The 23,998-nt window shown below is 37.2% G+C and carries 24 protein-coding genes and 1 pseudogene; 17 read left to right on the forward strand and 8 right to left on the reverse strand.

All coding sequences use genetic code 11. From position 1 onward, the window contains the following. The first annotated feature begins 5 nt into the window (after positions 1–5). The 14 genes from ACT53H_RS07335 to pyrF all read left to right on the forward strand — a co-directional run bounded on the left by ACT53H_RS07335 (position 6) and on the right by pyrF (position 10,585). Positions 6–560 (forward strand): type II secretion system protein, encoded by a 555-nt coding sequence (locus tag ACT53H_RS07335; RefSeq protein ID WP_476008942.1) that lies wholly within the window; start codon positions 6–8, stop codon positions 558–560. Continuing rightward, positions 550–930: a type II secretion system minor pseudopilin GspI gene (gene gspI, locus ACT53H_RS07340; RefSeq protein WP_004792732.1), complete on the forward strand. Its 381-nt coding sequence runs from the start codon at positions 550–552 to the stop codon at positions 928–930. The genes ACT53H_RS07335 and gspI overlap by 11 nt, the downstream gene beginning before the upstream one ends. Further along, a complete protein-coding gene (gene gspJ / locus ACT53H_RS07345; protein ID WP_476008943.1) occupies positions 930–1,685 on the forward strand; it encodes a type II secretion system minor pseudopilin GspJ in 756 nt (251 codons plus the stop codon). Before gspI ends, gspJ begins: the two co-directional genes overlap by 1 nt. After that, positions 1,685–2,644, forward strand: a complete 960-nt coding sequence (gene gspK, locus ACT53H_RS07350; protein ID WP_174740068.1) for a type II secretion system minor pseudopilin GspK — start codon at positions 1,685–1,687, stop codon at positions 2,642–2,644. Before gspJ ends, gspK begins: the two co-directional genes overlap by 1 nt. A gap of 228 nt (positions 2,645–2,872) precedes the next feature. After that, positions 2,873–3,469 (forward strand): 6-pyruvoyl trahydropterin synthase family protein, encoded by a 597-nt coding sequence (locus tag ACT53H_RS07355; protein ID WP_004792725.1) that lies wholly within the window; start codon positions 2,873–2,875, stop codon positions 3,467–3,469. A 53-nt stretch (positions 3,470–3,522) separates the two neighbouring features. Continuing rightward, on the forward strand, positions 3,523–4,236 hold the full coding sequence (ung, locus tag ACT53H_RS07360; protein WP_004792723.1) for a uracil-DNA glycosylase: 714 nt from the start codon (positions 3,523–3,525) through the stop codon (positions 4,234–4,236). Further along, positions 4,233–5,357 carry an enoyl-CoA hydratase/isomerase family protein gene (locus tag ACT53H_RS07365; RefSeq protein WP_111853773.1) on the forward strand — a complete coding sequence of 375 codons (1,125 nt, stop codon included), beginning with the start codon at positions 4,233–4,235 and terminating at the stop codon, positions 5,355–5,357. Before ung ends, ACT53H_RS07365 begins: the two co-directional genes overlap by 4 nt. A gap of 5 nt (positions 5,358–5,362) precedes the next feature. Further along, positions 5,363–5,866, forward strand: a complete 504-nt coding sequence (tadA, locus tag ACT53H_RS07370) for a tRNA adenosine(34) deaminase TadA (protein WP_174759072.1) — start codon at positions 5,363–5,365, stop codon at positions 5,864–5,866. 67 nt (positions 5,867–5,933) lie between these two features. Beyond that, positions 5,934–6,374 carry an SRPBCC family protein gene (locus ACT53H_RS07375; RefSeq protein WP_013198075.1) on the forward strand — a complete coding sequence of 147 codons (441 nt, stop codon included), beginning with the start codon at positions 5,934–5,936 and terminating at the stop codon, positions 6,372–6,374. 10 nt (positions 6,375–6,384) lie between these two features. Beyond that, entirely contained in the window at positions 6,385–7,065 is a 681-nt protein-coding gene (gene cmk, locus ACT53H_RS07380; RefSeq protein WP_476008944.1) for a (d)CMP kinase, read from the forward strand. Positions 7,066–7,176: 111 nt separating this feature from the next. Beyond that, the gene (rpsA, locus tag ACT53H_RS07385) at positions 7,177–8,850 is read left to right on the forward strand and encodes a 30S ribosomal protein S1 (protein WP_004792715.1); all 1,674 of its coding nucleotides are present in this window, start codon (positions 7,177–7,179) and stop codon (positions 8,848–8,850) included. A gap of 156 nt (positions 8,851–9,006) precedes the next feature. Continuing rightward, on the forward strand, positions 9,007–9,309 hold the full coding sequence (locus tag ACT53H_RS07390) for an integration host factor subunit beta (protein ID WP_003651488.1): 303 nt from the start codon (positions 9,007–9,009) through the stop codon (positions 9,307–9,309). A 25-nt stretch (positions 9,310–9,334) separates the two neighbouring features. Then, positions 9,335–9,700, forward strand: coding sequence for a lipopolysaccharide assembly protein LapA domain-containing protein (locus ACT53H_RS07395; protein ID WP_004792713.1), 366 nt, complete (start codon positions 9,335–9,337; stop codon positions 9,698–9,700). Between the two features lie 186 nt (positions 9,701–9,886). Then, the gene (pyrF, locus tag ACT53H_RS07400; protein WP_476009115.1) at positions 9,887–10,585 is read left to right on the forward strand and encodes an orotidine-5'-phosphate decarboxylase; all 699 of its coding nucleotides are present in this window, start codon (positions 9,887–9,889) and stop codon (positions 10,583–10,585) included. Here pyrF and ACT53H_RS07405 read toward each other — a convergent pair. Beyond that, positions 10,582–11,493, reverse strand: coding sequence for a LysO family transporter (locus ACT53H_RS07405; protein WP_476008945.1), 912 nt, complete (start codon positions 11,491–11,493; stop codon positions 10,582–10,584). The genes pyrF and ACT53H_RS07405 overlap by 4 nt on opposite strands. Before the next feature lie 48 nt (positions 11,494–11,541). Then, positions 11,542–13,089, reverse strand: a complete 1,548-nt coding sequence (locus ACT53H_RS07410) for a flavin-containing monooxygenase (protein WP_174759441.1) — start codon at positions 13,087–13,089, stop codon at positions 11,542–11,544. 121 nt (positions 13,090–13,210) lie between these two features. Between ACT53H_RS07410 and ACT53H_RS07415 the strand changes: the two genes are divergently transcribed. The 3 genes from ACT53H_RS07415 (at position 13,211) to ACT53H_RS07425 (ending at position 17,986) form a co-directional block, all read left to right on the forward strand. Further along, positions 13,211–14,233, forward strand: a complete 1,023-nt coding sequence (locus ACT53H_RS07415; protein WP_476008946.1) for an AraC family transcriptional regulator — start codon at positions 13,211–13,213, stop codon at positions 14,231–14,233. A 77-nt stretch (positions 14,234–14,310) separates the two neighbouring features. Continuing rightward, complete coding sequence (gene zapE / locus ACT53H_RS07420) at positions 14,311–15,453, forward strand: cell division protein ZapE (protein WP_144730587.1); 1,143 nt, start codon at positions 14,311–14,313, stop codon at positions 15,451–15,453. Between the two features lie 367 nt (positions 15,454–15,820). Then, on the forward strand, positions 15,821–17,986 hold the full coding sequence (locus ACT53H_RS07425; RefSeq protein ID WP_440202569.1) for a malate synthase G: 2,166 nt from the start codon (positions 15,821–15,823) through the stop codon (positions 17,984–17,986). Positions 17,987–18,056: 70 nt separating this feature from the next. On the opposite strand, the gene ACT53H_RS07430 is transcribed toward ACT53H_RS07425, so the two are convergent. From ACT53H_RS07430 to ACT53H_RS07455, 6 genes and pseudogenes are all read right to left on the reverse strand, one after another. Next, on the reverse strand, positions 18,057–18,470 hold the full coding sequence (locus ACT53H_RS07430; protein WP_312821825.1) for an ExbD/TolR family protein: 414 nt from the start codon (positions 18,468–18,470) through the stop codon (positions 18,057–18,059). Positions 18,471–18,489: 19 nt separating this feature from the next. Then, positions 18,490–18,912 carry an ExbD/TolR family protein gene (locus ACT53H_RS07435; protein WP_004792697.1) on the reverse strand — a complete coding sequence of 141 codons (423 nt, stop codon included), beginning with the start codon at positions 18,910–18,912 and terminating at the stop codon, positions 18,490–18,492. Between the two features lie 15 nt (positions 18,913–18,927). Continuing rightward, positions 18,928–19,809 (reverse strand): MotA/TolQ/ExbB proton channel family protein, encoded by an 882-nt coding sequence (locus ACT53H_RS07440; RefSeq protein WP_004792695.1) that lies wholly within the window; start codon positions 19,807–19,809, stop codon positions 18,928–18,930. A gap of 41 nt (positions 19,810–19,850) precedes the next feature. After that, positions 19,851–20,552 (reverse strand): energy transducer TonB, encoded by a 702-nt coding sequence (locus tag ACT53H_RS07445; RefSeq protein WP_476008947.1) that lies wholly within the window; start codon positions 20,550–20,552, stop codon positions 19,851–19,853. A 109-nt stretch (positions 20,553–20,661) separates the two neighbouring features. After that, a complete protein-coding gene (locus ACT53H_RS07450; RefSeq protein WP_476008948.1) occupies positions 20,662–23,376 on the reverse strand; it encodes a TonB-dependent receptor in 2,715 nt (904 codons plus the stop codon). A gap of 547 nt (positions 23,377–23,923) precedes the next feature. Beyond that, a pseudogene (locus tag ACT53H_RS07455) lies at positions 23,924–23,992 on the reverse strand (hypothetical protein); the annotation flags it as partial. Positions 23,993–23,998: the final 6 nt, after the last annotated feature.

A 23,998-nucleotide genomic window follows, 5' to 3' on the forward strand; every position in this document is an offset into this window, starting at 1 on the left:
TCGATATGAAATCTCAATCACCGCCTAAATCACAAAAAGGTTTTACCCTCATTGAAGTGATGGTGGTGATTGTTATTATGACGATTATGACCTCGCTTGTTGTACTCAATATAGGTGGGGTTGACCAAAAGAAAGCGATGCAAGCAAGAGAGTTATTTTTGCTTGATGCACATAAAATTGGTAAAGAGTCACTTGATCAGTCTCGTGTTTTAGCTCTATCTACTATGAGTGAAACTGACGTTTCTCCATTTTCTTATGAGCTATATGAATACCACGATCAGAGTAAATTACAGGTACAAGATTTAAAAAACCGTTGGCAGAAATACCCAGAATTTACTACGCGCCAATTGCCTAAACATGTATCGTTTACAGTACAACCTCTAGATGGCCAAACCTATTCAAAAGCTAAAAATACAGATTTAGTGGGCGGGCAGGCTCCGCAGTTAATCTGGTTTGGAAATGGTGAAGCTAAAACAGTTAAAATACAGTTTTACTTTGAACAAAAACCAATTGGTTCAGAAATACAAATTGATCATTTGGGTAAAATAAATGAAATCTAAAGGCTTTACTCTATTAGAAGTAATGGTAGCTTTAGCAATTTTTGCGGTAGCTGCCGTCGCGTTAACTAAAGTAGCCATGCAATATACCCAATCTACCTCAAATGCAATTCTTAGAACAAAAGCTCAGTTTGTAGCAATGAATGAAGTTGCCTTAATGGAGATAAATCAAGAATGGCTTCAAGGTACTCAAAGTAAGCAAGTTACTTCTCAAGGTGAAACCTGGCAGATTGATAAATCTGCTGAATCTACAGTCAGCCCGAATGTTCAGAAAGTAGATTTGCAAATTAGCTTATATGATTCTGATAAAGGGAAAGTTCAAAATGGTATTACCCACTTGGTATTTTTTAATTATCCAATGAAAGCAAAATAATGATAAAAAATAAATATGTTCGCTCGAGAACTCCAGCTTCTCGTCTTACGGCACGATCGGAGCAGATGATGAGAGGTTACTCCGAGCAAAGCTCTTCGTCTTGCGCTCAGACAAAGCTTCACTTTGTTAATCCTCGCTCAGGATTTACTTTAGTTGAGCTTTTAGTAGCAATTGCAATTTTTGCTGTTCTATCTTTGTTGGGGTGGAAGATTTTTGATTATTTATTAAAAGTCCGTGATCGTAATGCACAACACGAAGTACAGTTATTCGAATTACAAGATGCTTATCAACAAGTTTTGCGAGATACATTACAGATTATACCTGTATCAGCTAATCAAGGCGGGCAATTACGTCCAGCCTTAGAACTTGATAATCAAGTTCTTCATTTTAGTAAGGCTGGTGTTACTGATCCCTTAAAACAAGGGTTATCACCTTTTGAGCGTATTGAATATCAATATGATCCTGATCAAAAAAAGCTTTATCGTCTTAAATATAGTAATTTAAATACTTCAAACAGAGAGCAACCACTATCAAGTACGCTGTTAAGCCAAGTTGAACAATTTCAAATTATGGTACTAACGCCTCAAGAAGTGACAAAGTGGCCAGAAATTAATATTGATCCCACTAAACCTGAAGAATTTAGAAAGCTGCCGAAAGGAATAAAAATACAGCTCACAGTTGCTGGTGTAAGTTATGAGTGGATTTATAGCTTAAATCAAGGTGATTTATCGCTCTCCAATAAAGGAGTGGGGTAGTGTTGCATTATAAAAAAAGCCAGCAAGGCGTTGCTTTGCTCACCATTCTAATTATGGTTGCTTTGGCTACAATTTTAGCTGCCTCTATTGCAAAGCATCAAACCAATACGATGGAAAATACTGGTTATTTGATGCGTCAAAATCAGTCATTACTCTATGCAAAAAGTGCAGAGGCTTTTTTTTCTGAATTATTAATTCAAGATGCAAACAATGCTGGTGGCATTGATCATTTAAAAGAAACATGGGCACAACCCATGCCACCTTTTCCAATAGAAGATGGAACAGTATCAGGACGTTTACTGGATGACTCAGGCAAATTTAACCTAAACAATTTGACGACGAATGAAGGTAAGGTAAACGAAGCTGCTAAAAATTGGTTTGAGCGATTACTTGTACGTGTAGGCTTGCCAGCAGAATTAAGTCAAGCAGTTATTGATTGGCAAGATCCAGATGACGAACCATCTGGGCCTATGGGTGCTGAAAGCAGTTATTATGAAGGTCTTGATCCTAGCTATTTAGCTTCAAATGCTAAATTTCATCGTATTGAAGAGTTAAAATTAGTAAGAGGTTTTGACGGTAAGAAATATGATTTAATTGCTCCTTATATTTCTGCATTACCTGAAAGTACAAAAGTGAATATTAATACAGCCTCGCCATTAGTTTTAGCGAGTATTGATCCAAAATTAGATTTAGGGGCGGTAGAAAAAGAGCTCCAGATGCGCCAACAAAATTTAAAATTCTTTCAAAATATTGATGAATTATGGCAATTGAATGCTTTTTCAACAGTCGACACTCAAAAGAGAACTGAGGTGAATAGCTTGTTAGATGTAAAGTCGAGTTTTTTTCAAGCACAAATTGAGGTCGTGCTAAATAATCGGAAAAGACAATTTACAAGTGCACTAATGCGTAATGATAAGCAGGTTTATGTTTATTCTAGAAACATGTCACCATTTAACTAATTGAAAAATTTTGATTTATTTGTATTTGTCGTATTGTTGAAAAGTCAAGGTTATAAACTTTTCTAATCACTGAATAAAATGAAGATAAATTTTCTATATATTTATCTTCAATATTTCTTCACAAGTCTTATCATACTTTTCGCTAATTGTTTCTAATTGAAAAGTGGTGCGAAGTTTTCGTCTTTTGCTTTATAATAATGTTCCTAGAAGGAATGATCGATTTGGCACATGTTAATTCGTAAGTTATTTAAGTTTGAAAATGCACATGTTGTACGTAACTGTACATCGGATCGTTGTAAGCGATCAATTCATGGACATAGCTATAAAGTCGAATTATTGCTTAAAGCTTCGAAATTAGATCATGGACAAATGGTTTATGATTTTGGGCTTCTAAAAGGGGTAATAAAAGATCTTATTGACAGCTTTGATCATGCAATCTGTTTTTGGGAAAAAGATGATTCTCAATACATTGATGCTTGTCAGACTTTTAGTGCTCGTTGGATTTCTTTACCTGTTTCGCCTTCGGCTGAACAATTTTCACGTATTTTCTTTTATCTAGCTCAGCAAGTTTTACAATCAACTATCACTCAAAATGGGGAAGGTGATGTTGAGGTTTATTCAGTTATTGTTCATGAGACTGATACTGGATATGCACAAAGCTTTATTGAAGATATTCAAAATGAACAAATGGGGATTTTAAGCCTCGATGGAATTGTTTTTTCAGAACAAATTCAGATAGAGTGGGCAAATCCTCAAATGTATGAAGACTTGAAAAATGGGATTAAATTTAATAATCCTCAAGTTGATTTACAAGTCGAAGTATAAGTCGAATTACTCACAGTATTTGTAGAATTGAAAATTGATCTAGGATGACATTAATGCAATTAACTGAGCAACAGCAAGATAAACTCAGTAAAGTTCAATTAGAAGAAAGCTGGAAAATATCTTTAGCGCCTTTTTTGTTAAGCCCTCAAATGGATAATTTGCGCGATTTCTTATTTCAAGAGAAACAAGCACAAAAAATAATATATCCACCGAGTAAACAAATCTTTAGTGCTCTAAACACGACACCATTGGCTGATGTGAAGGTCGTTATTCTTGGACAAGATCCATATCATGGACCAAACCAAGCAAATGGATTAAGTTTCTCTGTTCAAAAAGGTATTGCATTACCACCATCTTTACGTAATATTTTTCATGAATTACATACAGATTTGGGTATTCCTGCTCCTCGTCATGGCGACTTAACGAAATGGGCTACGCAAGGCGTACTTTTACTGAACAGCGTGCTTACTGTCGAAGCTGGACAGCCAACCTCCCATCAAAAGCAAGGTTGGGAAGCATTTACGGATGAAGTTATTGATGTCCTGAATGAGCAAAGAGAACATGTAGTATTTATTTTGTGGGGTGCTTATGCACAGCGCAAAGGACAACGTATAAATAGAGATAAACACTTGGTTTTAACCGCTGCACATCCATCGCCCCTTGCTGCAAACAGAGGTGGTTTTTTTGGATGCAAAGTGTTCTCAAAAACAAATCAATATTTGAAACAACATGGCATTGAGCCCATAGACTGGCAATTGGACGCATGATGAACTCTCCCAATCTAAATAACTATCACCCGGACTTGGTGGTCGAAGAAGCAAAAAACGGCTGGCGTATAGTACGTTTGAATCGTCCTAAATCATTGCATGCTTTAGATGAATCAATCGTAACGGCATTATTACGAGTATTTGAAGATTTCCGTGATGATGAGAGCGTTAAAGCAATTTGGTTAGATTCAACTACACCAAAAGCTTTTTGTGCAGGTGGTGATGTTAGAAAATTACGTCAACTTGTTATAAACCAAGAAGTAGACACAGCGAATAAGTTTTTCCAGCAAGAATATGCTTTAGATTTACTCTTACATAATTATGCTAAGCCTGTAGTTGTTTGGGGCGAAGGTTATGTTATGGGTGGTGGTTTGGGCTTGTTTATGGCTGCACCATTCCGTCTAGTAACTCCATATTCTCGTTTAGCAATGCCTGAAATTAATATTGGTTTATATCCGGATGTAGGGGCGAGCCGCTTCTTAGCAGATCGTGGTCCAATAGGCTTGTTTACTGGTTTAACTGGTTCAATCATGACAGCTGCTGGGGCATATAGCATCGGTTGGGCTACACATATTTGTGAAGCACAACGTGATAATGTTTTGCAAAAAGTTTTAAATATTAATTGGGCTCATTATCCTGCTGGGGATTTCCGCGCAATTGATGATACTTTAAATAGTTTGCATCGTCCGGTTGCGGCAGGTCCATTACAGAACTCGCTAGACGTGATTCATAGCGTTTGTCGCGGTTTTAATTTTGAACAAGATTATCAAGCTATTGTGAGCTTGCGTGATGCGAGCAGTGACTGGTTACGCCAAGCGAGTGAGAACTTACAAAAAGGATCTCCTAGTACTGCGGCAATCACTTGGTTGCTGTGGCAATGGGGCAAGCAGATACACTCTTGGGATGAAGTGTTTGATCTTGAAGCTCAGATTTCTGAGTGGAAAATTCGTCATCCTGACTTTGTAGAAGGTGTCCGTGCACGCTTGGTTGATAAAGATTTATCGCCAGAATGGAAGCCATGTGAAGACTTAAGCTTAAGAGGCATATTAGCTGATTGTCCGCCAGTGACTTCAATAGATAGCTGGAATGCGTTACTTAGACAACACGGTGTGATCACCTAAAATACATGACTGAATTTAGTGATGAATATTGGATGCAGCTTGCTTACGAGCAAGCTGAATTAGCTGCACAACATGGTGAAATTCCTGTCGGTGCGATTGTAGTAAGCCAAAATCGAGTGATCGGATCTGGCTATAATGCTCCAATTAGTTTGTTAGACCCAACTGCACATGCAGAAATTCAAGCTATCCGTGCAGCATGCTTATCATTAAATAATTATCGATTACCTGACGATGCGACTTTATATGTCACTCTTGAGCCATGCACAATGTGTGTAGGTGCATTAGTACATGCAAGAATCAAACATGTGGTTTTTGGTACAACAGAACCTAAAGCGGGTTCATTGGTAAGTGCTCGTCAGTTACTACAAGATGGTTATTACAATCATCGATTTACCTTTCAACAAGGTTGTTTACAAGAAAAATGTGCCCAACAACTCAGTCATTTTTTTAAACAAAGACGCGAGCAAAAGAAACAAGAAAAACAACAGAAAACGTCCTTAAATGATTAAAAAGTAGCATGAGCTTATGGCAAACTAACGCAATTTTACTGTCATGTTTTTTAATAAGGAATATTCAATGCGTAATGTAATTACCGTAAAAAAAGAATTTAATGCTCCTCTTAGTGATGTATTTAATTTGCTTTCTAAACATGCAACTTACAATACTGCTTTTGCGCCATTACAAGTCGTACGTGTGAAAGACTCAGCAGATTCTAAAAGACCTGATGGTTTAGGTTCAGTTCGTCGTATGGGGTTTGGTCCAATTAAGCCAATTAAAGAAGAAATTACCTTGCTTGAAGAAAATAAAAGTATTGAATATAAATTAATAGACAATCCTTTGATTAAACACCATTTAGGTCGAATAGAGTTTTCTGAAATCACCCCATACATAACTTTAGTTACATATCGCATCGAGTTAACGGCAAAAGCTCCAGTGGTGAGTAAATTAATCCTTGCACAGCTAAAACTAGCCATTACACTAGGCTTTTCGAGATTAGCTAAAGCAGTTGCTTCTTAGTGAGAGTTCAATGACAGTTCAAATTATTACTATTGATGGTCCGAGTGGTTCGGGTAAAGGAACATTGGCAGCAAAACTTGCAGCATATTATCAATATCATTTACTTGATTCTGGTGCCTTATATCGTTTGTTGGGGTTGTCATTACATAAACATGATTTATTAGAGAAATTAGACAGTCAACTCGAAGAATGTATTCAATATGCACGTCAACTAGATATTAAATTTGAAACTTCCCCAGCAGGCATTCTAGTTTTTCTAGATGGCGAAGATGTATCTCAAACAATTCGTACAGAACGTGTGGGTGAATATGCATCGAAAGTTGCTGCAATTCCCGAACTTAGACAGGCGTTATTTGAGAGACAAAGAGCTTTTGCACAAAAACCTGGCTTAGTTGCAGATGGCCGTGATATGGCTACAGCTATTTTTCCAGAAGCAAATGCAAAAATTTATTTGACTGCTTCGGCTGAGTCGCGTGCTGAGCGAAGAGTAAAACAGTTGCAGGGCATGGGCCTAGATGCTAAAATAAACGACATTTTAGCTAATATACAGGCGCGTGACAAAAGAGATATGGAGCGAGAAGTTGCTCCGCTCAAGCCAGCCAAAGATGCTTATATCATTGATAGTTCGGAATTAACGATCGATCAGGTATTTAAGTTGATGGTTGATTATGTCGATAGCCGTACAATTTAGCAAATAGAATTATCAGTTGACGCATAGCTTGATCAGTCTATAAAGACTATGTTGATACTTAACTAAACCGGCCTTGTCTGATCCAAGACCGCTGAATTTATCAGGTATATCATGACCGAATCTTTTGCAGCCCTCTTTGAAGAAAGTGAATTAAACCTCAACGTTGAAAAGGGTGCAGTCATCCAAGGTGTTGTTGTAAACATCGATAGCGACTGGGTAACTGTTGACACTGGCCTAAAGTCTGAAGGCATTGTTGACCGTGCTGAATTTTTAAATGAACAACGTGAACTTGAAGTTCAGGTTGGTGATACTGTTGACGTAGTTGTTGAAGCTCTTGACAACGGTATGGGTCAAACAGTTTTATCACGTGAAAAAGCTAAGCGTGCTGAAACTTGGACTAAACTTGAAAAAATCTTTGAAGATGGCGAAATCGTTACTGGTGTTATCTCTGGTAAAGTTAAAGGCGGTTTCACTGTTGACATCGGTCCTGTTCGTGCATTCTTACCAGGTTCATTAGTTGACACTCGTCCTATCCGTGACACTACTCACCTTGAAGGTAAAGAGTTAGAGTTTAAAGTAATCAAACTTGATGCTAAACGTAATAACGTTGTTGTATCTCGTCGTGCTGTTATGGAAGCTGAATCTTCTGCTGACCGTGAAGCATTACTTGCTCAACTTGAAGAAGGTCAAACAGTTACAGGTACAATCAAGAACCTTACTGATTACGGCGCATTCGTTGATCTTGGTGGTATTGATGGTCTTCTCCATATCACAGATATGGCTTGGAAACGTATCAAGCACCCTTCAGAAGTTGTTGAAGTTGGTCAAGAAGTTACTGTTAAAGTACTTAAATTTGACCGTGAGCGTAACCGCGTATCTTTAGGCCTTAAACAATTAGGCGAAGATCCATGGTTAGCGATCATGAGCCGTTACCCTAAAGGTTCTATCGTTAAAGCTCGTGTAACTAACTTAACTGACTACGGTTGTTTCGCTGAAATCGCTGAAGGCGTTGAAGGTTTAGTTCACGTTTCTGAAATGGACCACACTAACAAAAACATCCACCCATCTAAAGTTGTTCAGATTGGTGATGAAGTTGATGTTATGGTTCTTGAAGTTGACGAAGAACGTCGTCGTATCAGCCTTGGTATCAAACAAACTCGTGCTAACCCATGGGAAGAGTTTGCTAAAGCTCATGAGAAAGGCGAAAAAGTATCTGGTACTATCAAGTCTATCACTGACTTTGGTATCTTCATTGGCTTGAACGGCGGTATCGACGGTTTAGTACACTTGTCTGATATTTCTTGGAACGAGCAAGGTGAAGAAGCTATTCGTCGTTACAAGAAAGGTGACACTGTTGAAGCTGTTATCTTGTCTGTAGACGCTGAAGGTAACCGTATCAGCCTTGGTATCAAGCAATTGAACAGCGATCCGTTCAATGATTTCTTAGCTGCTAACGAACGCGGTGCTTTAGTTAAAGGTACTGTAACTGCAGTTGATGCTCGTGGCGCAACTGTTAAGTTGGCTGACGAAGTAGAAGCTACTCTTAAAGCTTCTGAAATCAACCGTGACCGCGTTGAAGATGCAACTAAATTCTTAGAAGTTGGTCAAGAAGTTGAAGCGAAAATCATCAACGTTGATCGTAAATCTCGCTCTATCAACTTGTCTGTTAAAGCAAAAGACGAAGCTGAAGAGAAAGAAGCAGTTGCTAGCTTGCGTACAGCAACAACAAATCAAGAAAATGGTCCTAAGACTATTGGTGATTTGATTAAAGCACAAATGAAGTAATAGGTTAACAAAGTACAGTTTCATGTAACGGAATTGTACTTTTTATACAAATTACTGTAAACGGTAGCCTAGTATTCAACATACTGCGCTACCGTTTTGTATTTAAACAGGTTATTATCAGACGACATAGAGTAGCAATAAATAACGAGGTCGTAGATGACTACTGAAGCTCTTAATAAGTCTGATTTGATTGAACGCATTGCGCTGAAAAACCCACACTTAGCTGAACCTTTGGTGGAAGAGGCGGTTAAAATTATGATTGATCAAATGATAGAGGCCCTATCAACTGATAATCGAATTGAAATCCGTGGTTTCGGTAGCTTTGCTTTACACCACCGTGATCCAAGAGTTGGTCGTAATCCTAAAACAGGAAGATCAGTAGAAGTGGCAGCTAAAGCTGTTCCACATTTCAAACCGGGTAAAGCACTGCGTGATGCAGTCAACGAATCCGGGAAATAAATAAAAATTTATAAGCGGGGTGCCTATGCGTTATATTTTAATTGCATTGCTTATTGTTGTATTTGGTTATTCTTTAGCCCTTGTATTGCAAAATCCAACAGAGCTGTCTGTTGATTTGTTATTTACCCAAGTTCCAGCTATGCGTTTAGGCTTATTATTGCTACTCACATTGGTGCTAGGAACTGTGGTTGGTCTTTTATTAGGTGTGCAGGTTTTCAGAGTATTTCAAAAAGGTTGGGAAATTAAACGCCTGCGTAAAGATATTGACCATTTAAGAAAAGAACAAATCCAAAGTGCTCAATTAGCAGCAGCTGAGGCAGCTGCAAATGTAAGACATGAAAAAACCGTTTTAGATGTTTATCCCCAAGATAAAAACTCTACTCCGTTATAATTTGAACACTACTCTTTATTTACGAGTAAAGAGTAGTAAATTCCTTAATTTATTAGCCTGTTCTTCTTTGTATTTATTCTAAAAATAATTCCCCATAAGATTATTGTCTCTAAATTTGAAAGCCTTCCTTATACATTCCTTTATTACTTGATGACTTGTCTATTATAATGATGCTGATTTTATATGATGGAAGAAAGTCTCTTGAGTATCATTGTTGCGTTAGATGCAAAAAGCCAATATGACGCTTTAAAAATTGTTGAACAACTTGATCCTACTTTATGTCGTGTAAAAGTGGGTAAAGAGCTTTTTACTCATGAAGGCCCATCTGTTGTAAAAAAACTTCAAGAACAAAACTTTGAAGTTTTTCTTGATCTTAAATTTCATGATATTCCAAATACTACCGCTCAGGCTGTTTGTGCAGCAGCTGATTTAGGAGTGTGGATGGTCAACGTCCATGCTTCAGGTGGCCGTAAAATGATGGAAACTTGTGTAGAACGCTTAAAAGCAGGTAACTATCAAACTCAATTAATTGCGGTTACTGTGTTAACTTCAATGGGGCGTGAAGATTTAAAAGATATTGGTTTAGATATTGAGCCGGTAGAGCATGTAAAACGCTTAGCTAAACTCACGAAAGAAAGTGGATTAGATGGTGTGGTTTGTTCTGCACAAGAAGCTAAAACTCTACGTGAATTGATTGGACAAGACTTCTCTTTAGTAACACCTGGTATTCGTCCAGAAGGTTCAAATGCGGACGACCAAAAACGTATTGTGACTCCGAAGCAGGCTATGCTTGATGGTTCTACACACTTGGTTATTGGTCGACCAATTACTAAAGCAGAAAATCCAACAGAAATGTTGAAGTCTATTCTTAGTTCAATTGCTTAAAAATTTAGGAATAAGCTAATTAATAGCGGGGCGAGTAGGCTTAATAATAAGCCGCTCATCATGGCATGTGGTACATAATGTGTACCACATGACTGTTTTACCATGGCTAAGGTAACATCCATTGACGTTGCGCCAGCACTTGAGATAGCAGGGCGTGGAAAACGCCATCCCATTGTATACATTAAAAATATAGCCACAATTTCTCTAAATAAATCAGTTAATAATGCAATACCACCTAGTTCTGCCGAGTGTAATTGCGTAAATAAGATCCCTGACATTGAATACCAGCCATAACCTTGTGCTAATGCTAACGTTTCATTCAGTGCAAAATGCTTGCTAAGCAAAAAGTAGTTAAAGAAGCCAGCTATACATGAGCCGATAAATGCAGCCAAAGGTACAATTAAAATCTTCCAGCTTAACCACGTACGGTTGAAATGAGTGAAGGCAAGTTCAATACCAATTAGGAAAATAAATAGTAGTAATAAATACCAACTATTAAAGGCCATATGTGAATTGAATTGAGTGGCAATAGCTCCTAATAGAACACCGACCCCTAAAGCAAGAAAGGCCTTTGCAATATTTTTTAAAGCATTTACAAAAAGTTGAAGTGAAATTTTGCCTTTGACACTTTGTTTATCAAAAATTGTATAAGCCAATAAACAGGTAAAGAAAGAACCAAAAGATGTTGTAAGTGCAATAATAATAGCGGGTGGAAGTATGGCAGAAGGATTCTCAATTTGATCAAGTGCTAGTGTTAATTCTAAAGCTACACTTGCTAAGAGAATATAAGAAAAATAGGGCAGTATTTTAAAAATAAACTTTTGGATATTTAAAGATAGTTTGGGTGCTAGAAAATAGCCGGAAGCAAGTGCTAAAAAAATTTGAATGATGAGAGAAAAAGATTGCATATAATAATAGGTGGATTGTTTTAACCCACCTATTATGTCTTGAACATTTTAAGCTGCATAGCTCTGTGCGCTTTTATTTAAGAGTAAATAATCTTTAGGATTAACTTTGCGCGTTTCTAACCAGTACTTCCATGTATAGGTAGGCCATAGTGAAAAGTTTTTTCCATCGGCAGATTGATACCAGCTACTACAACCTCCAGCTTGCCACACAGTTCCTTTAAGTTGAGTTTGAACCCGCTCGTTAAAAGTATCTTGAACTTCTGGTTTAATCTCAACTGCTTTTTGCCCAGACTTTTCTACAAGTTGGATGAGTTGTAAAATGTAATTTACTTGAGATTCAATCATAAAAATAATCGAATTATGACCTAATACTGTATTAGGGCCGACTAATTGGAATAAATTAGGAAAGTTTTTAGTCATAATGCCGTAATAACTTTCTGCACCATTTTTCCACGCCTGTTTTAACTCAACTTGATTGCGTCCAATACAAGTGAAATGTTTCAAGTAAATACGTGGGTCAGTAATAAAACCTGTACCGTAAATTAAACAATCGATAGACCGTTCTTTACCATCTTTAGTGACAATACTGTTTTCTTTAATTTCTTGAATACTATCCGTTACTAGCTCAACATTTTTACGGTTAAATGTAGGGAAATATTTATTTGAAATAAGAATACGTTTACATCCCATCACAAAGTCAGGTGTGAGTTTCTTGGCTACTTCTTTGTCTTTCACTTGGAAACGAATGAAAGCTTCTGCCAACTTTTGACCATATTTCATAATTTGGGGTTGAACAATGGGTACAACGCGTGACTCATTACTCCAGTAAAGACGACTACGATGAATTTGGCGATAGAGATTAGAAGATTTGAATAATGCTTTACTTAAACGAGAGTATTTGCGTTCATCTCGCGGTATTACCCAAGCTGCCGTTCTTTGGAATATATAGAGCTGTTGAACATCTCCAGCTATTTCTGGAATATATTGAATTGCACTACCACCCGTACCAATAGAAGCGACTGATTTACCGTTTAGGTTATAGTCATGCTCCCATTGTGAAGAGTGAAATACTTTTCCTTTGAATTTTTCGATGCCTTGAATATGTGGGATTTGTGGGATGTGTAAGGGACCTGATGCAAAAACGACAAATTGAGCTTCAATGGAAGGCTGATTTTTAAAATCAAGAGTCCACAGGTGACGCATTTCATCATATTGGACATGAGTTACATCGTGGTTGAACTTACAGTAATTTTTAATCTTATATTTTTCGGTAATATCTTGAATATATTCAAATATCTCTGGTCCCTCAGCGTAACGTTTTGACCAGTCAGTTTTGGGTGCAAAAGAGAGGGAATACATATGAGATTGAACATCACATGCTGCACCAGGGTAGCGATTTTCGCGCCAAGTTCCGCCGACATCGTTTGATTTTTCTAAAATAACAAAGTCTTGCTGTTGATTTTGCAGTAAGCGAATTGCCATTGCTAGGCCACCAAATCCAGCACCAATAATAGCGATTTTAGTTTTTTGAATAGCATCTTGCTTTATGTTTAGCATTGGAAACCCTGCATAAGCTGAAAAGAGGATTGCAGGCAAGACTAACGTTTTTTGATCAGTTTAAACATGATTGTATCGACGTGAAAATTGATAGATTCGGCAATTAATTTTCTTTCCTCTTTATAGTAAAACATTTGAGTCTAGGGAAATTGATAGAAGAATGAAACGGTCGATACTTGGTTTAATGTATTTAATTCAAGGAATGCGCAATGCGGGCATTGATGTCGACTCACGTTTGGCTGGTATAGGAATTAAGGTTGATGCTTTAGATCCGAGTTCTACAATTCATGATCGCTTAGAATGGGATATACAACAAATTATTAGCGAAAATGTTGAGCCTGAAAAGGGTCTATTCATTGGACAGCATTATGCTTTGGCCGGTTACGGACCACTACTTATGTTGCTTGTAACAAGTAATGATGTTCAAACTGCATTAAGTAAAGGAATAAAATATCAAAGACTTACTCATTTATTTGGTGCTTTAGGACTTTATGAAACGGATGAGCGAACCATCTTAAATTATTTGCCTGTTGATTTGAAAACCCAAATGGGACAGTTACGGGCACAATGTGAAGTTTCAGGAACTTATAAATTTATTCAAGATATTTATATGATGATGGGATTAGAAATGCCCGCTATGCGTATAGAACTTCCATTTGAAAAACCAACGGACTCAGAGACCTTATCTCGCTATTTTGCATACTATGGCGATGATGTGCATTTTAATGGTAAATATGCAGCATTTAGCCTAAGCAAAGATGTGCTTGAAATCAAAATTCCTTCTGCGGACATCATTACACATCGTATTTATGAATCAAAATGTATTACAGAAATAACAAGATTAAATCAACAAGATCACCAAACTCCACATATCATACAATGTGTGCAAGATTATCTTGAGTTGCAACAAGGAATTATCCCGAGCATGGCGGAAACAGCTTTTGCATTGAAAATGCCTGAAAGGACTTTAAGGCATCAATTGCAACAGTTAAATACGAGTTATAAGCAAATTCGTGAACAAATTATCAAGAATAAGGCATTAAAGCTTATGGAATATAGAGAATACTCAATAGAAGTTATTGCCGACTTACTCGGTTATTCTGAACCAGCGGCATTTAATCATGCATTTAAACGATGGTTTGGGCAGAGTCCTCGACAATATGGCAAAGAGTCATCGTCGTAATTCTTGATGCTAAAAGCTAATGTGGTTGAACAAAATGTTCGCTATACTCCTATCAGTTAAAATTGAAATAAAACGATATGTTAAATTTAAAATCTTCTCATAGTACTGCATTCTCACCTTCTTCCCCAGCAGAACGCTATGCTGAGGCTTTAGCTTCAGGCCAGTTTATGGCAGATGAAGCGCAAGCACAGGCAGTGCAAGAATTAGACCGTGTATGGAAAGAACTTTTAAACCGTTATAAAGCCTCTAAAAAAGCTTTCCGTCGTTTTCGCCGCCAAACTTCACCTAAAGGTGTCTATATGTGGGGTGGAGTAGGCCGTGGAAAAACTTGGCTTATGGATCAATTTTATGAGTCAGTGCCATTTCGTCGTAAAACACGTATGCATTTTCATCATTTTATGCAACATGTTCATAAAGAATTAAACAAGCTTTCTGGTCAACGTAATCCACTTGAAATTGTGGCTGACCAAATTTATAAAGATGCAGTCGTTATTTGTTTTGATGAGTTCTTTGTATCAAACGTAACTGATGCAATGATCTTGAGTGATTTATTCCAAAAATTGTTTGTTCGTGGCGTGACATTGATTGCTACATCAAACATTGCACCAGACGGTTTATATAAAAACGGTATTCATCGTGACCGTTTCTTGCCAACAATTGAAATGGTTAAAAAGAACTGTACTGTTTTAAACGTAGATGCAGGTGTGGATTATCGTTTACGTGTCTTAAAACAAGCTCAATTATTTAAATCACCATTAAGTAATGAAGTCCAAAGTTGGATGTCGGAACGTTTTAGCGCTTTAACTCACACCCAAGCTCATTCTCAAGAGCCGATTGTGATTAATAATCGTGTGGTCGAGACTCTGGGGCATACAGAAGATGTGTTGTGGTGTGAGTTTTCTGAACTTTGTTTTAAACCACGTAGCCCAGCAGATTTTATTGAAATTGCAAATATCTATAATACGGTTCTGGTAAGTAATGTTCCGCATTTAACAGATTTCTTGTCTGAAGGTACACGTCGTTTTATCTACTTAGTCGATGAGTTTTATGATCGTGGAGTAAAATTACTTTTAACTTCGCAAGATAGTATTATTGATATTTATCAAGGTGAAAAATTAGCCTTTGAAATTGAACGTACACGTTCGCGTTTATTGGAAATGCAATCGGATGAATATTTGCATTCAGAACATCGCCATATTGATGAAGCTAAAAACGCATAAAAAATAGATATGAAAAGCGCTCTATATAGGGCGCTTTTTTTACAACAAAAATAGATAAATTTCGTTAAATAGTGCTTTTTCAAGCTGCAAAGTTTGATATAACTAAATACGCTTTAGAAAAATAAGATAGTGGAATTTTTTTGTCTGTTAACAAAAAGTCTAGTTTCAGTATCTTTAAATATTGAATAAATTGTTGAGAATCCTAGTTAGAATTTTAATATTTCCTATATAGAAAAATTTATCTTTGTCAATAGTTTTACAAGGGAAAATGCTTACTATTTAGGAATGTGATATTAGTATTCAGCTTAATTTAAATCGGTATACTAGGATTCTCTTGGTATAAAAAGTAGCAACTTCAGGAAAGACAATGACTGCACGTATTCAAAAAGGCAAGTTAGCGATTGCTAAAGAACTTTACGATTTTATCGAAAATGAAGCTTTACCAGGTTCTGGTTTAGATAGTGAAACTTACTGGAAGAACTTTGAGCAAGTTGTTGTCGATCTTAGCCCAAAAAATAAAGCATTATTGGCTAAGCGTGATGAATTACAAGCAAAAATTGATGAATGGCACCGCAACAATAAATTTGAATTAGGTGCTTATAAGGCGTTCTTAACAGAAATTGGTTATTTATTGCCAGAAGTTGAAGACTTTCAAATTACAACTGAAAACGTTGATGAAGAAATTGCATTATTGGCAGGGCCGCAGTTAGTTGTACCTGTACGTAATGCACGTTATAGCTTAAATGCAGCAAATGCGCGTTGGGGGTCTTTATATGATGCCCTTTATGGCTTCGATGTAATTTCTGAAGAAGGCGGAGCTGAAAAAGGTAAAGGATATAACCCTGTACGTGGTGCAAAAGTGATTGAGTTCGCTAAAAATTTCTTAAATGAAATTTTCCCACTTGCACAAGGCTCACATGCAGATGCGACAAAATATGCGATTGAGCAAAATAAACTTGTTGTGACTTTGAAAGATGGGTCAAAAACAGGTTTAGCTCATGAAGCTCAGTTCGTTGGTTTCAACGGTGAAGAAGCGAACCCTACAGAAGTTGTTCTTTTAAGTAATGGTCTTCATGTCATTATCGAAATTGATGCATCTAGCCCAATTGGTCAAACTGATTTAGCGGGTGTTAAAGATTTAACATTCGAAGCAGCTGTAACTACTATTCAGGATTTAGAAGATTCTGTTGCGGCAGTAGATGCTGAAGAAAAAGTTGAAGGTTACCGTAACTGGTTAGGTTTAATGAAAGGTACGCTTCAAGAATCTATCGAGAAAAATGGTAAAACGATTGTTCGTGATTTAAATAAAGATCGCGAAATTAAAAACTTAATTGGTGGCACTACAAAACTTCATGGTCGTTCACTTATGTTACTTCGTAACGTAGGTCACTTGATGACTAACCCAGCTATTTTGGTAGATGGTGAAGAGATTTTCGAAGGTATTATGGATGCATTGGTAACACCATTGTTATCAGTTGCAGACATCCGTAGTGAAAACGAAAATAAGAACTCTCGTAAAGGTTCTATGTATATTGTTAAACCAAAAATGCATGGTCCAGAAGAAGTTGCGTTTGCTGTAGAGTTATTTGAACGTGCTGAACAAGCGATTGGCTTACCACCTAAATCGTTAAAAATCGGTATTATGGATGAAGAGCGCCGTACATCTGTAAACTTGAAAAACTGTATTGCTGCTGCAAAAGACCGCACAATCTTTATTAATACTGGTTTCATGGATCGTACTGGTGATGAAATTCATACTTCAATGGAAGCTGCACCAGTTGTTCGTAAAGAAGCTGTAAAAACACAAAAATGGATTGCTGCTTATGAAAACCGTAACGTTGCAATTGGTTTGAAGACTGGTTTACAAGGTAAAGCACAGATTGGTAAAGGCATGTGGCCAAAACCAGATAGCATGAAAGATATGTTGGCAACTAAAGCTGCACATCCAAATGCGGGTGCTTCATGTGCTTGGGTTCCATCTCCAGCAGGTGCAGTACTTCATGCGATGCATTACCATCAAGTGAATGTTAAAGCACGTCAAGATCAGTTGAAAGCTGAAGAAATGTTGTCATTAGATGACTTGTTGACTCCTCCGTTTGCACCAGAAACAAACTGGTCAGCAGAAGAAATCAACAATGAGCTTGAAAATAACTGCCAAGGTATTTTAGGTTACGTTGTTCGTTGGGTCGACTTAGGCGTGGGTTGTTCGAAAGTTCCTGATATTAACAACGTGGGCTTAATGGAAGACCGTGCAACATTACGTATTTCTTCTCAACACGTTGCAAACTGGTTACGTCACGGTATTGTGACTCGTGAACAAGTTGAAGAGGTGCTTAAACGCATGGCAAAAATTGTTGATGAGCAAAATGCAAATGACCCATTGTATAAGCCAATGGCAGCTAACTTTGAAACTAATATTGCTTTCCAAGCAGCTTCTGACCTCATCTTTAAAGGTTGTGAACAGCCTTCAGGTTATACTGAGCCGTTACTTCATGCTGCTCGTTTAAAGTTAAAAGGTTATACAGGTGACTAATTTTAACCTGTCATAAAAAAAAGCCTCTTCGGAGGCTTTTTTATTTGAAAGAATAAATTAAATGTATGACTTAACTATTACTCACAATTCCAATTTTGGTGACACCTAAACGCTGTGCTGTAGCCATGACCATAGCTACATTTTTATATTCAGCCATTTGATCTGGTTTAAGTTTGATCTGGTCTTGATCTTTTTTGGCAACCACACCTTGGAATAAAGTCTCTAGTGCGGTGCGGTCTGAAACCTGCTGGTTATTCCAAAACACTTTACCTGCTGCGTCAATTCTTACATCAATCACTTCAGGTGGCTTTTCATTTGTTGGTGGTGGTGTCCCATTTGGCAAATTAATATTAATCGCATTGTTTGGTGCAGGGATAGTAATAATGAACATAATAATAAGTACCAACATGACATCAATAAGAGGTGTCATGTTGACCTCTAACATCACATCGTCATCATTATTTGAACCGACATTCATACCCATAAAATTCTCCTTAAAATAATTACTGGGAGGCTGGTGGGGTAGTAACAAATGCAATTTTGCCAATACCAGCTTGTTTGGTCGTGCTAATGACCTGATCTATCGCCTCAAAATGAGTAAGCTGATCTCCGCGAATATGAACTTCTGGCTGAGGCCTTTTTTGTGCAACTGCTTGAAGCTTTGATAGCAATATTTCTTTATTAGGCACATAGCTTTCATTCCAGAAAATATCTCCTTTCTTGTTCACAGAAAGTTGAATATTTTCAGGTGTGGTGGCATATGGAGTATTTTTTTCTTCTGGTAGTTTCACTGGAACCGTATGTGTAACTACTGGAATGGTAATTAGGAAAATAATAAGTAAAACCAACATGACATCAACCAGAGGCGTTGTATTAATTGCACCAATCATTTCATCGTCATCTTCAGAACCAACACTCATACCCATAACGTTTACTCCTCGTTATTTAATGCTACGGTTAACCGAATTATTGGTACTAATTTCTCCACTTAATAAAACTGCGTGTAAATCTGAACCAAACGAACGAACATTTTCCATAACGGCTTTATTACGGCGAGTCAGCCAGTTGTAACCAAGTACAGCGGGTACTGCGACTGCAAGACCAATAGCTGTCATAATTAAAGCTTCACCGACAGGACCAGCAACTTTATCAATAGATGCCTGACCTGAAATTCCGATGGCAGTTAATGCGTGATAAATTCCCCAAACCGTACCAAAAAGACCAACAAAGGGTGCCGTTGATCCAACTGTTGCTAAGAAAGCTAAACCACCACCTAAGTGATTTTGTATTTTTTCAATTGCACGTTGAATTGATATGCTCACCCATGTATTAAAATCGATTCGCTCAAGTAAAGAGCCGCCGTGCGATTTAGTTGAGTTAATGCCTTTTTCTGCAATAAAGCGATATGCGCTACTTTGTTCTAAATTATCAGCTGCATTATCTAGTGAAGTTGCTTCCCAAAAACTTTTCTCTGCTTCTTTACCTTGGCGTTTTACTTTAGCTTGCTGTAAGAATTTTGAAATAATGATGTACCACGTGCCAATAGACATCAGTACTAATATAAATAAAGTAGATTTAGCGACTAAGTCTCCTTCACGCCAAAGCGCTTCTAGACCATAAGGGTTTTTAACAGTTTCGCTTGTTGCTGGTTTCGGTGGTGGAGTTGGAGTATTTGCATTTGAAGTAGCTTCAGCGGTTGCTGTTGCCACAGGAGCATTACTCGTTTCTTCTGCAAAAACCGAGTTTAATGGAAGTAATGAGCAAGCTGCGATTAAACTTGCAGAAGCGAAACGTACTAGCGGTTGAGTTGATTTTTTCATCATATTATCTCCAATATTTTTTAATTTCTTACTAATTCAATTGTTTATTCAATTACGAATGGATATTCAATTTCATACCAGTCTTGCTGAGGCACGCCATCTTTCATTGCTGGTTTGAATGTACATAAGCTGTAAGCTTTAGTTGCTGCTTTATCTAAGGTTTTGCTGCCACTTGATTTTTTTACTTTGGCATCAATGACTTTGCCTGAAGTATCAACCAAAACACGTATACGCACGGTACCTTGTTCTTCATTCATCAGTGCTTCACGAGGATATTCCGGTTTTTCACAACCAGCAGAACCTTCTGAAACACCGCGTGTTACGCCAGCTGGTTTTGGAGCTGGGGGAGCTGGTGCGGCAACAGGACTTGGTGATGGGGTGCTAGGTGCAGCAGGAGCTGGGGTAGCAACTTTAGTTGGTTGAGCTACTGGTGTCGTTTTTTGTACCGGTGTCGCTACTTTCTCTACTTGTTTAGGGGGCTCAGGAACTTTGGCAACTTTTTCTACCATTTTAGGTGGCTCTGGCGGTTTTTCCTTAGGTTTTGGCTCCTCTGGTTTAGGTGGAGGAGGTGGTTTAATGTCTTGAATAATTTGTAATTCCACAGGTTTTTCTGCTGGTTTTTGAATATTGTTTGCTAAACCTGACATCAGAATATAGGCAACAATAAGATGCAGAAAAAGTACTGCGGCAATACCAATAAGGCGCTTTGCAGATTTATTTTCTATGTCTGTAAAAGTCATGCCCATAGTTACTCCTGAAACTGTAGACAAACAATTTTTTAAATGACTGTTTGGCTAAGAATGAGTATTTGTTCTGCAAACTAACTGTTGAGAGTTATATTTGCAGAACAACCATTTAGAACTTATATGTACCTCGGACAAAGTAGGTACGTCCTAAAGGATCTGCGTAACGTGGGTCATATCCCATTTGGAAGTTGTCACCAACATTTGAAGCAGGAGGGTCTTCATCAAAGATATTCTTAATACCTGCTGTAACTTCTAGATTTTTAAAGCCTTTGTATGTGCCTGAAATATTATAAATTGTATAGTCGCTTACTTTATGATCGCGATAACCTTCCGCAACAGAAGAACTTGAATTTTGGTCATCGTAACCACGAGTGAATTGTTGTTGGAAATTTACACCCCAGTTTTGGTAATTCCAATATAAATTAGCAGTATGTTTCCAACGAATAATTGGAGCATCTCCAACATATGCTCCTAAACTACTAATCCATTCCCCATCTTTTTCATTTTGATATTTATATTTAATGACATAAGTTCCATCAATTCCAAAACCAAATCGACCTGTTGCTGTCATTGGTGTTATATAGTTTAAACTTACATCAACTCCTGAAGTTTTTAAGTCACCCATATTGTCTTGAGTTGTAATGATATGATTAAGGGTTCCATCTGGATTACGTACGAACTTATCGGCATATTTTGTTGGATTGTTAAAAATATCACCTTCAGGTAATGCTGCTATTTGGTTTTCAACTTCAATATTAAAGTAGTCTAAAGTTAGAACTAAATTCTTAATTGGTTCTAGAACCAAACCAGCTGTAAACGATTTTGATTCCTCAGGATCAAGATCTTTATTTCCTCCATTTTTGCGATCAAATTGGGTTTCGCAATCACGGCTGGCAACACCACCAGGTGGAAGAGTATCTCCTGGATTTTTAGGAGGGCCATTCGGACAAAGTACAGGGTCATTATAGTAAGCTGAAGTATTTGTTATAGAGTTAGGAGCATTTACTTCCCATAAAGTTGGTGCTCTAAATCCTGTGCTATAAGAGGTACGAAACATTAATTGTTTAATTGGTTCCCAGCGAAGTGCGAATTTAGGATTAAACGTATCTCCGAAATCACTATAATCATCGTAACGGGCTGCAAGTTGAGCTTCTAATGTTTTATGTAATGGAATATGCAGTTCAGTAAAGACTGCTTTAATATCTCTTTTTCCTTTATTTGTAGGTTCATCAGGATCAACCCCTGTACTTGGTGCTTGACTAGCCACTTCAGACACCACGTTTGAGGTCCATTCATCATGGCGATAGCTAGCTCCTACTGCAAAACCAACGTCACCTGCTGGTAATGTAAATATAGGTCGACTAGCAGTGAAATCAACAGTAGTTGAATCAACATCTGCTTTTAAATAAGCACCAGTTACGCCCAGTGTATCCCATAAACTCGTATCTTCTGGTGCTTGTGGACCAAAAGGGTTTAAAATCCCATTATTTAAAGCTTCTTGAGTTTTTTTGTAGTTAAGATATCCACTGTTTAGCCGGTCTTCTGCTTCGCTATGAGCATAAGTAATACCGGTATTGATATCCCAACCATAAGCTTCGCCTTCTAAACCACCGAATATTCGATGTGACTCATTAATACTAGAACTAACACGATTACCAGCTTGAGAACGAATATAAAGTTCAAGTGGGCCACTGACTTTATTCATAGCAGGTGTAATTCCATTACCTGGATAATATTTACTATCAGGATTCAATGTTAAATCGAAGAAAACGTCTGGAGCGACAGAAGTAGTAATTTCATTGCGTGCGTAAACATATTCTGCTACAGCATTTAAATTGTCATTCAGCTTAAAAGTAGCGCGTCCCAATGCTGAAATATCTTCAGTTTTTGGAACAATTCCAATCACTGCTTGACTGTTATAACGGCAGAATCCACCTTGAGCGTACACGAGCGGGTTATTCCCGCATCCAGTTGCTGCATATGGGTTTCCTTCGGTACCAGTTTTTGTGTCATAAAAGTTAGCAGGAAAACTACCACTACTACCTTTTGTAATACCTAACTCTGGCAATAATCCTCCGCGTTTACTAACTTTACGATCTTTAGCCATAACATCGTTGCCATGTCGATAATCGACGACACCAAAGATATTGAAGCCATTTTCATCAAGATCACCATAACCACCAAATACGCTTACATCTTGTGTATCCCCCCCATTTTGCTCTGGTTGTGTCAAACCTCCACTGATGTTTAAACCAGTAAATTGTTTTTTAGTAATGAAGTTGATTACACCACCAATCGCATCTGTACCATAAATTGCTGATGCTCCATCTCGTAAGACCTCAATGCGATCTAACATAGCGAGTGGAATAATATTTAAATTAGTGACACCGCTATCATAAGCATTTGCAGCCAACCGACGACCATTAAGTAAGATTAAGGTTTTATTGGCACCAATTCCTCGGAGATCTGCTGCTGACCCTACAGTTCCACTAGCACCTACATTTTGCGCAGTGACAAAACTTGATTGATTTGCACTGATTTTTGCTAAGGCTTCTTCGGTTGTTGTCACCCCTTGTTTTAAGATTTCATCAACTTTTACGATAGTAATGGGCGAAGCACTTTGTGCTGCAACTCCCTTGATTGAAGAACCTGTCACCGCAACTTTTACGACTTTTGTTGGTTTTTCATCATTGCTTGATTGTTCTGTTTCTGCTGCTTGTGCCATGGTAAGACACATCATGCTTAAACTAAGGGTGCTTAATTTAAGAATTGTTTTGCCAATCTTGGGGGTTACCTGAGATCGAACATTGTATTTTTTTTTCATCGTGGATTTGATCCCTTTTTGTTGTCGTTAGCGATATTGCTGGAAAGTTTTTAAGCAAAGCAAGTGCCAACTATATATTTTTCTTTTTTTAGTTTATGCAAAATATTGATATATATTGATTTTATTATGGTTGAGTAGGATGCTTCAGCTTTTTTTAGATAAAAATAAATTTTCCATTTGGAAAAATTTTTGATGGTGGCGAAAAGTTTCAAATTTATTTGTGTAAAAAATATACATTACTAGACTCTTCACATGCTTATTAAATAAAAATGTATCGTTTTAGAGCTTTTGAATAGGTAATGTTATAATATCTATAGTTATGTAGTTTGATTATAATTTAATTATTAATCAATAAATTATTTAAAAATTATGTGTAAAGTAAGCTGGTTCTAATGTGGATCATAATTAATTTTTAATGTATTTTATTTGTGCATTTAAGGTGTGAGATGATTAACTTATATGAATATAATATTTGGCAAAAAGTTACTTTTATTTATATAGTTCAAATGTTTTTAAGTATCTAATAAAAATATGAATTTTTAATATTTTAAAATATTTTAAGATGGATATTAATAAATGGCATGAAATTCGCTTTATATTCAATAGTTATAAAACTCTAGGT

It is taken from the genome of Acinetobacter sp. DMC2 (assembly GCF_056314305.1).

What these genes read in the sequence shown, in the direction of transcription:
- ACT53H_RS07375 (WP_013198075.1), top strand. Translation starts at nt 5,934, where the DNA reads ATGCGTAATGTAATTACCGTAAAAAAAGAATTTAATGCTCCTCTTAGT.
- ACT53H_RS07395 (WP_004792713.1), top strand. Translation starts at nt 9,335, where the DNA reads ATGCGTTATATTTTAATTGCATTGCTTATTGTTGTATTTGGTTATTCT.
- ACT53H_RS07430 (WP_312821825.1), bottom strand. Translation starts at nt 18,470, where the DNA reads ATGGGTATGAATGTCGGTTCAAATAATGATGACGATGTGATGTTAGAG.
- pyrF (WP_476009115.1), top strand. Translation starts at nt 9,887, where the DNA reads ATGGAAGAAAGTCTCTTGAGTATCATTGTTGCGTTAGATGCAAAAAGC.
- ACT53H_RS07450 (WP_476008948.1), bottom strand. Translation starts at nt 23,376, where the DNA reads ATGAAAAAAAAATACAATGTTCGATCTCAGGTAACCCCCAAGATTGGC.
- zapE (WP_144730587.1), top strand. Translation starts at nt 14,311, where the DNA reads ATGTTAAATTTAAAATCTTCTCATAGTACTGCATTCTCACCTTCTTCC.
- ACT53H_RS07335 (WP_476008942.1), top strand. Translation starts at nt 6, where the DNA reads ATGAAATCTCAATCACCGCCTAAATCACAAAAAGGTTTTACCCTCATT.
- cmk (WP_476008944.1), top strand. Translation starts at nt 6,385, where the DNA reads ATGACAGTTCAAATTATTACTATTGATGGTCCGAGTGGTTCGGGTAAA.
- ACT53H_RS07355 (WP_004792725.1), top strand. Translation starts at nt 2,873, where the DNA reads ATGTTAATTCGTAAGTTATTTAAGTTTGAAAATGCACATGTTGTACGT.
- ung (WP_004792723.1), top strand. Translation starts at nt 3,523, where the DNA reads ATGCAATTAACTGAGCAACAGCAAGATAAACTCAGTAAAGTTCAATTA.
- ACT53H_RS07415 (WP_476008946.1), top strand. Translation starts at nt 13,211, where the DNA reads ATGAAACGGTCGATACTTGGTTTAATGTATTTAATTCAAGGAATGCGC.
- ACT53H_RS07365 (WP_111853773.1), top strand. Translation starts at nt 4,233, where the DNA reads ATGATGAACTCTCCCAATCTAAATAACTATCACCCGGACTTGGTGGTC.
- gspJ (WP_476008943.1), top strand. Translation starts at nt 930, where the DNA reads ATGATAAAAAATAAATATGTTCGCTCGAGAACTCCAGCTTCTCGTCTT.
- ACT53H_RS07445 (WP_476008947.1), bottom strand. Translation starts at nt 20,552, where the DNA reads ATGGGCATGACTTTTACAGACATAGAAAATAAATCTGCAAAGCGCCTT.
- tadA (WP_174759072.1), top strand. Translation starts at nt 5,363, where the DNA reads ATGACTGAATTTAGTGATGAATATTGGATGCAGCTTGCTTACGAGCAA.
- ACT53H_RS07405 (WP_476008945.1), bottom strand. Translation starts at nt 11,493, where the DNA reads ATGCAATCTTTTTCTCTCATCATTCAAATTTTTTTAGCACTTGCTTCC.
- rpsA (WP_004792715.1), top strand. Translation starts at nt 7,177, where the DNA reads ATGACCGAATCTTTTGCAGCCCTCTTTGAAGAAAGTGAATTAAACCTC.
- ACT53H_RS07440 (WP_004792695.1), bottom strand. Translation starts at nt 19,809, where the DNA reads ATGATGAAAAAATCAACTCAACCGCTAGTACGTTTCGCTTCTGCAAGT.
- ACT53H_RS07390 (WP_003651488.1), top strand. Translation starts at nt 9,007, where the DNA reads ATGACTACTGAAGCTCTTAATAAGTCTGATTTGATTGAACGCATTGCG.
- gspI (WP_004792732.1), top strand. Translation starts at nt 550, where the DNA reads ATGAAATCTAAAGGCTTTACTCTATTAGAAGTAATGGTAGCTTTAGCA.
- ACT53H_RS07425 (WP_440202569.1), top strand. Translation starts at nt 15,821, where the DNA reads ATGACTGCACGTATTCAAAAAGGCAAGTTAGCGATTGCTAAAGAACTT.
- ACT53H_RS07435 (WP_004792697.1), bottom strand. Translation starts at nt 18,912, where the DNA reads ATGGGTATGAGTGTTGGTTCTGAAGATGACGATGAAATGATTGGTGCA.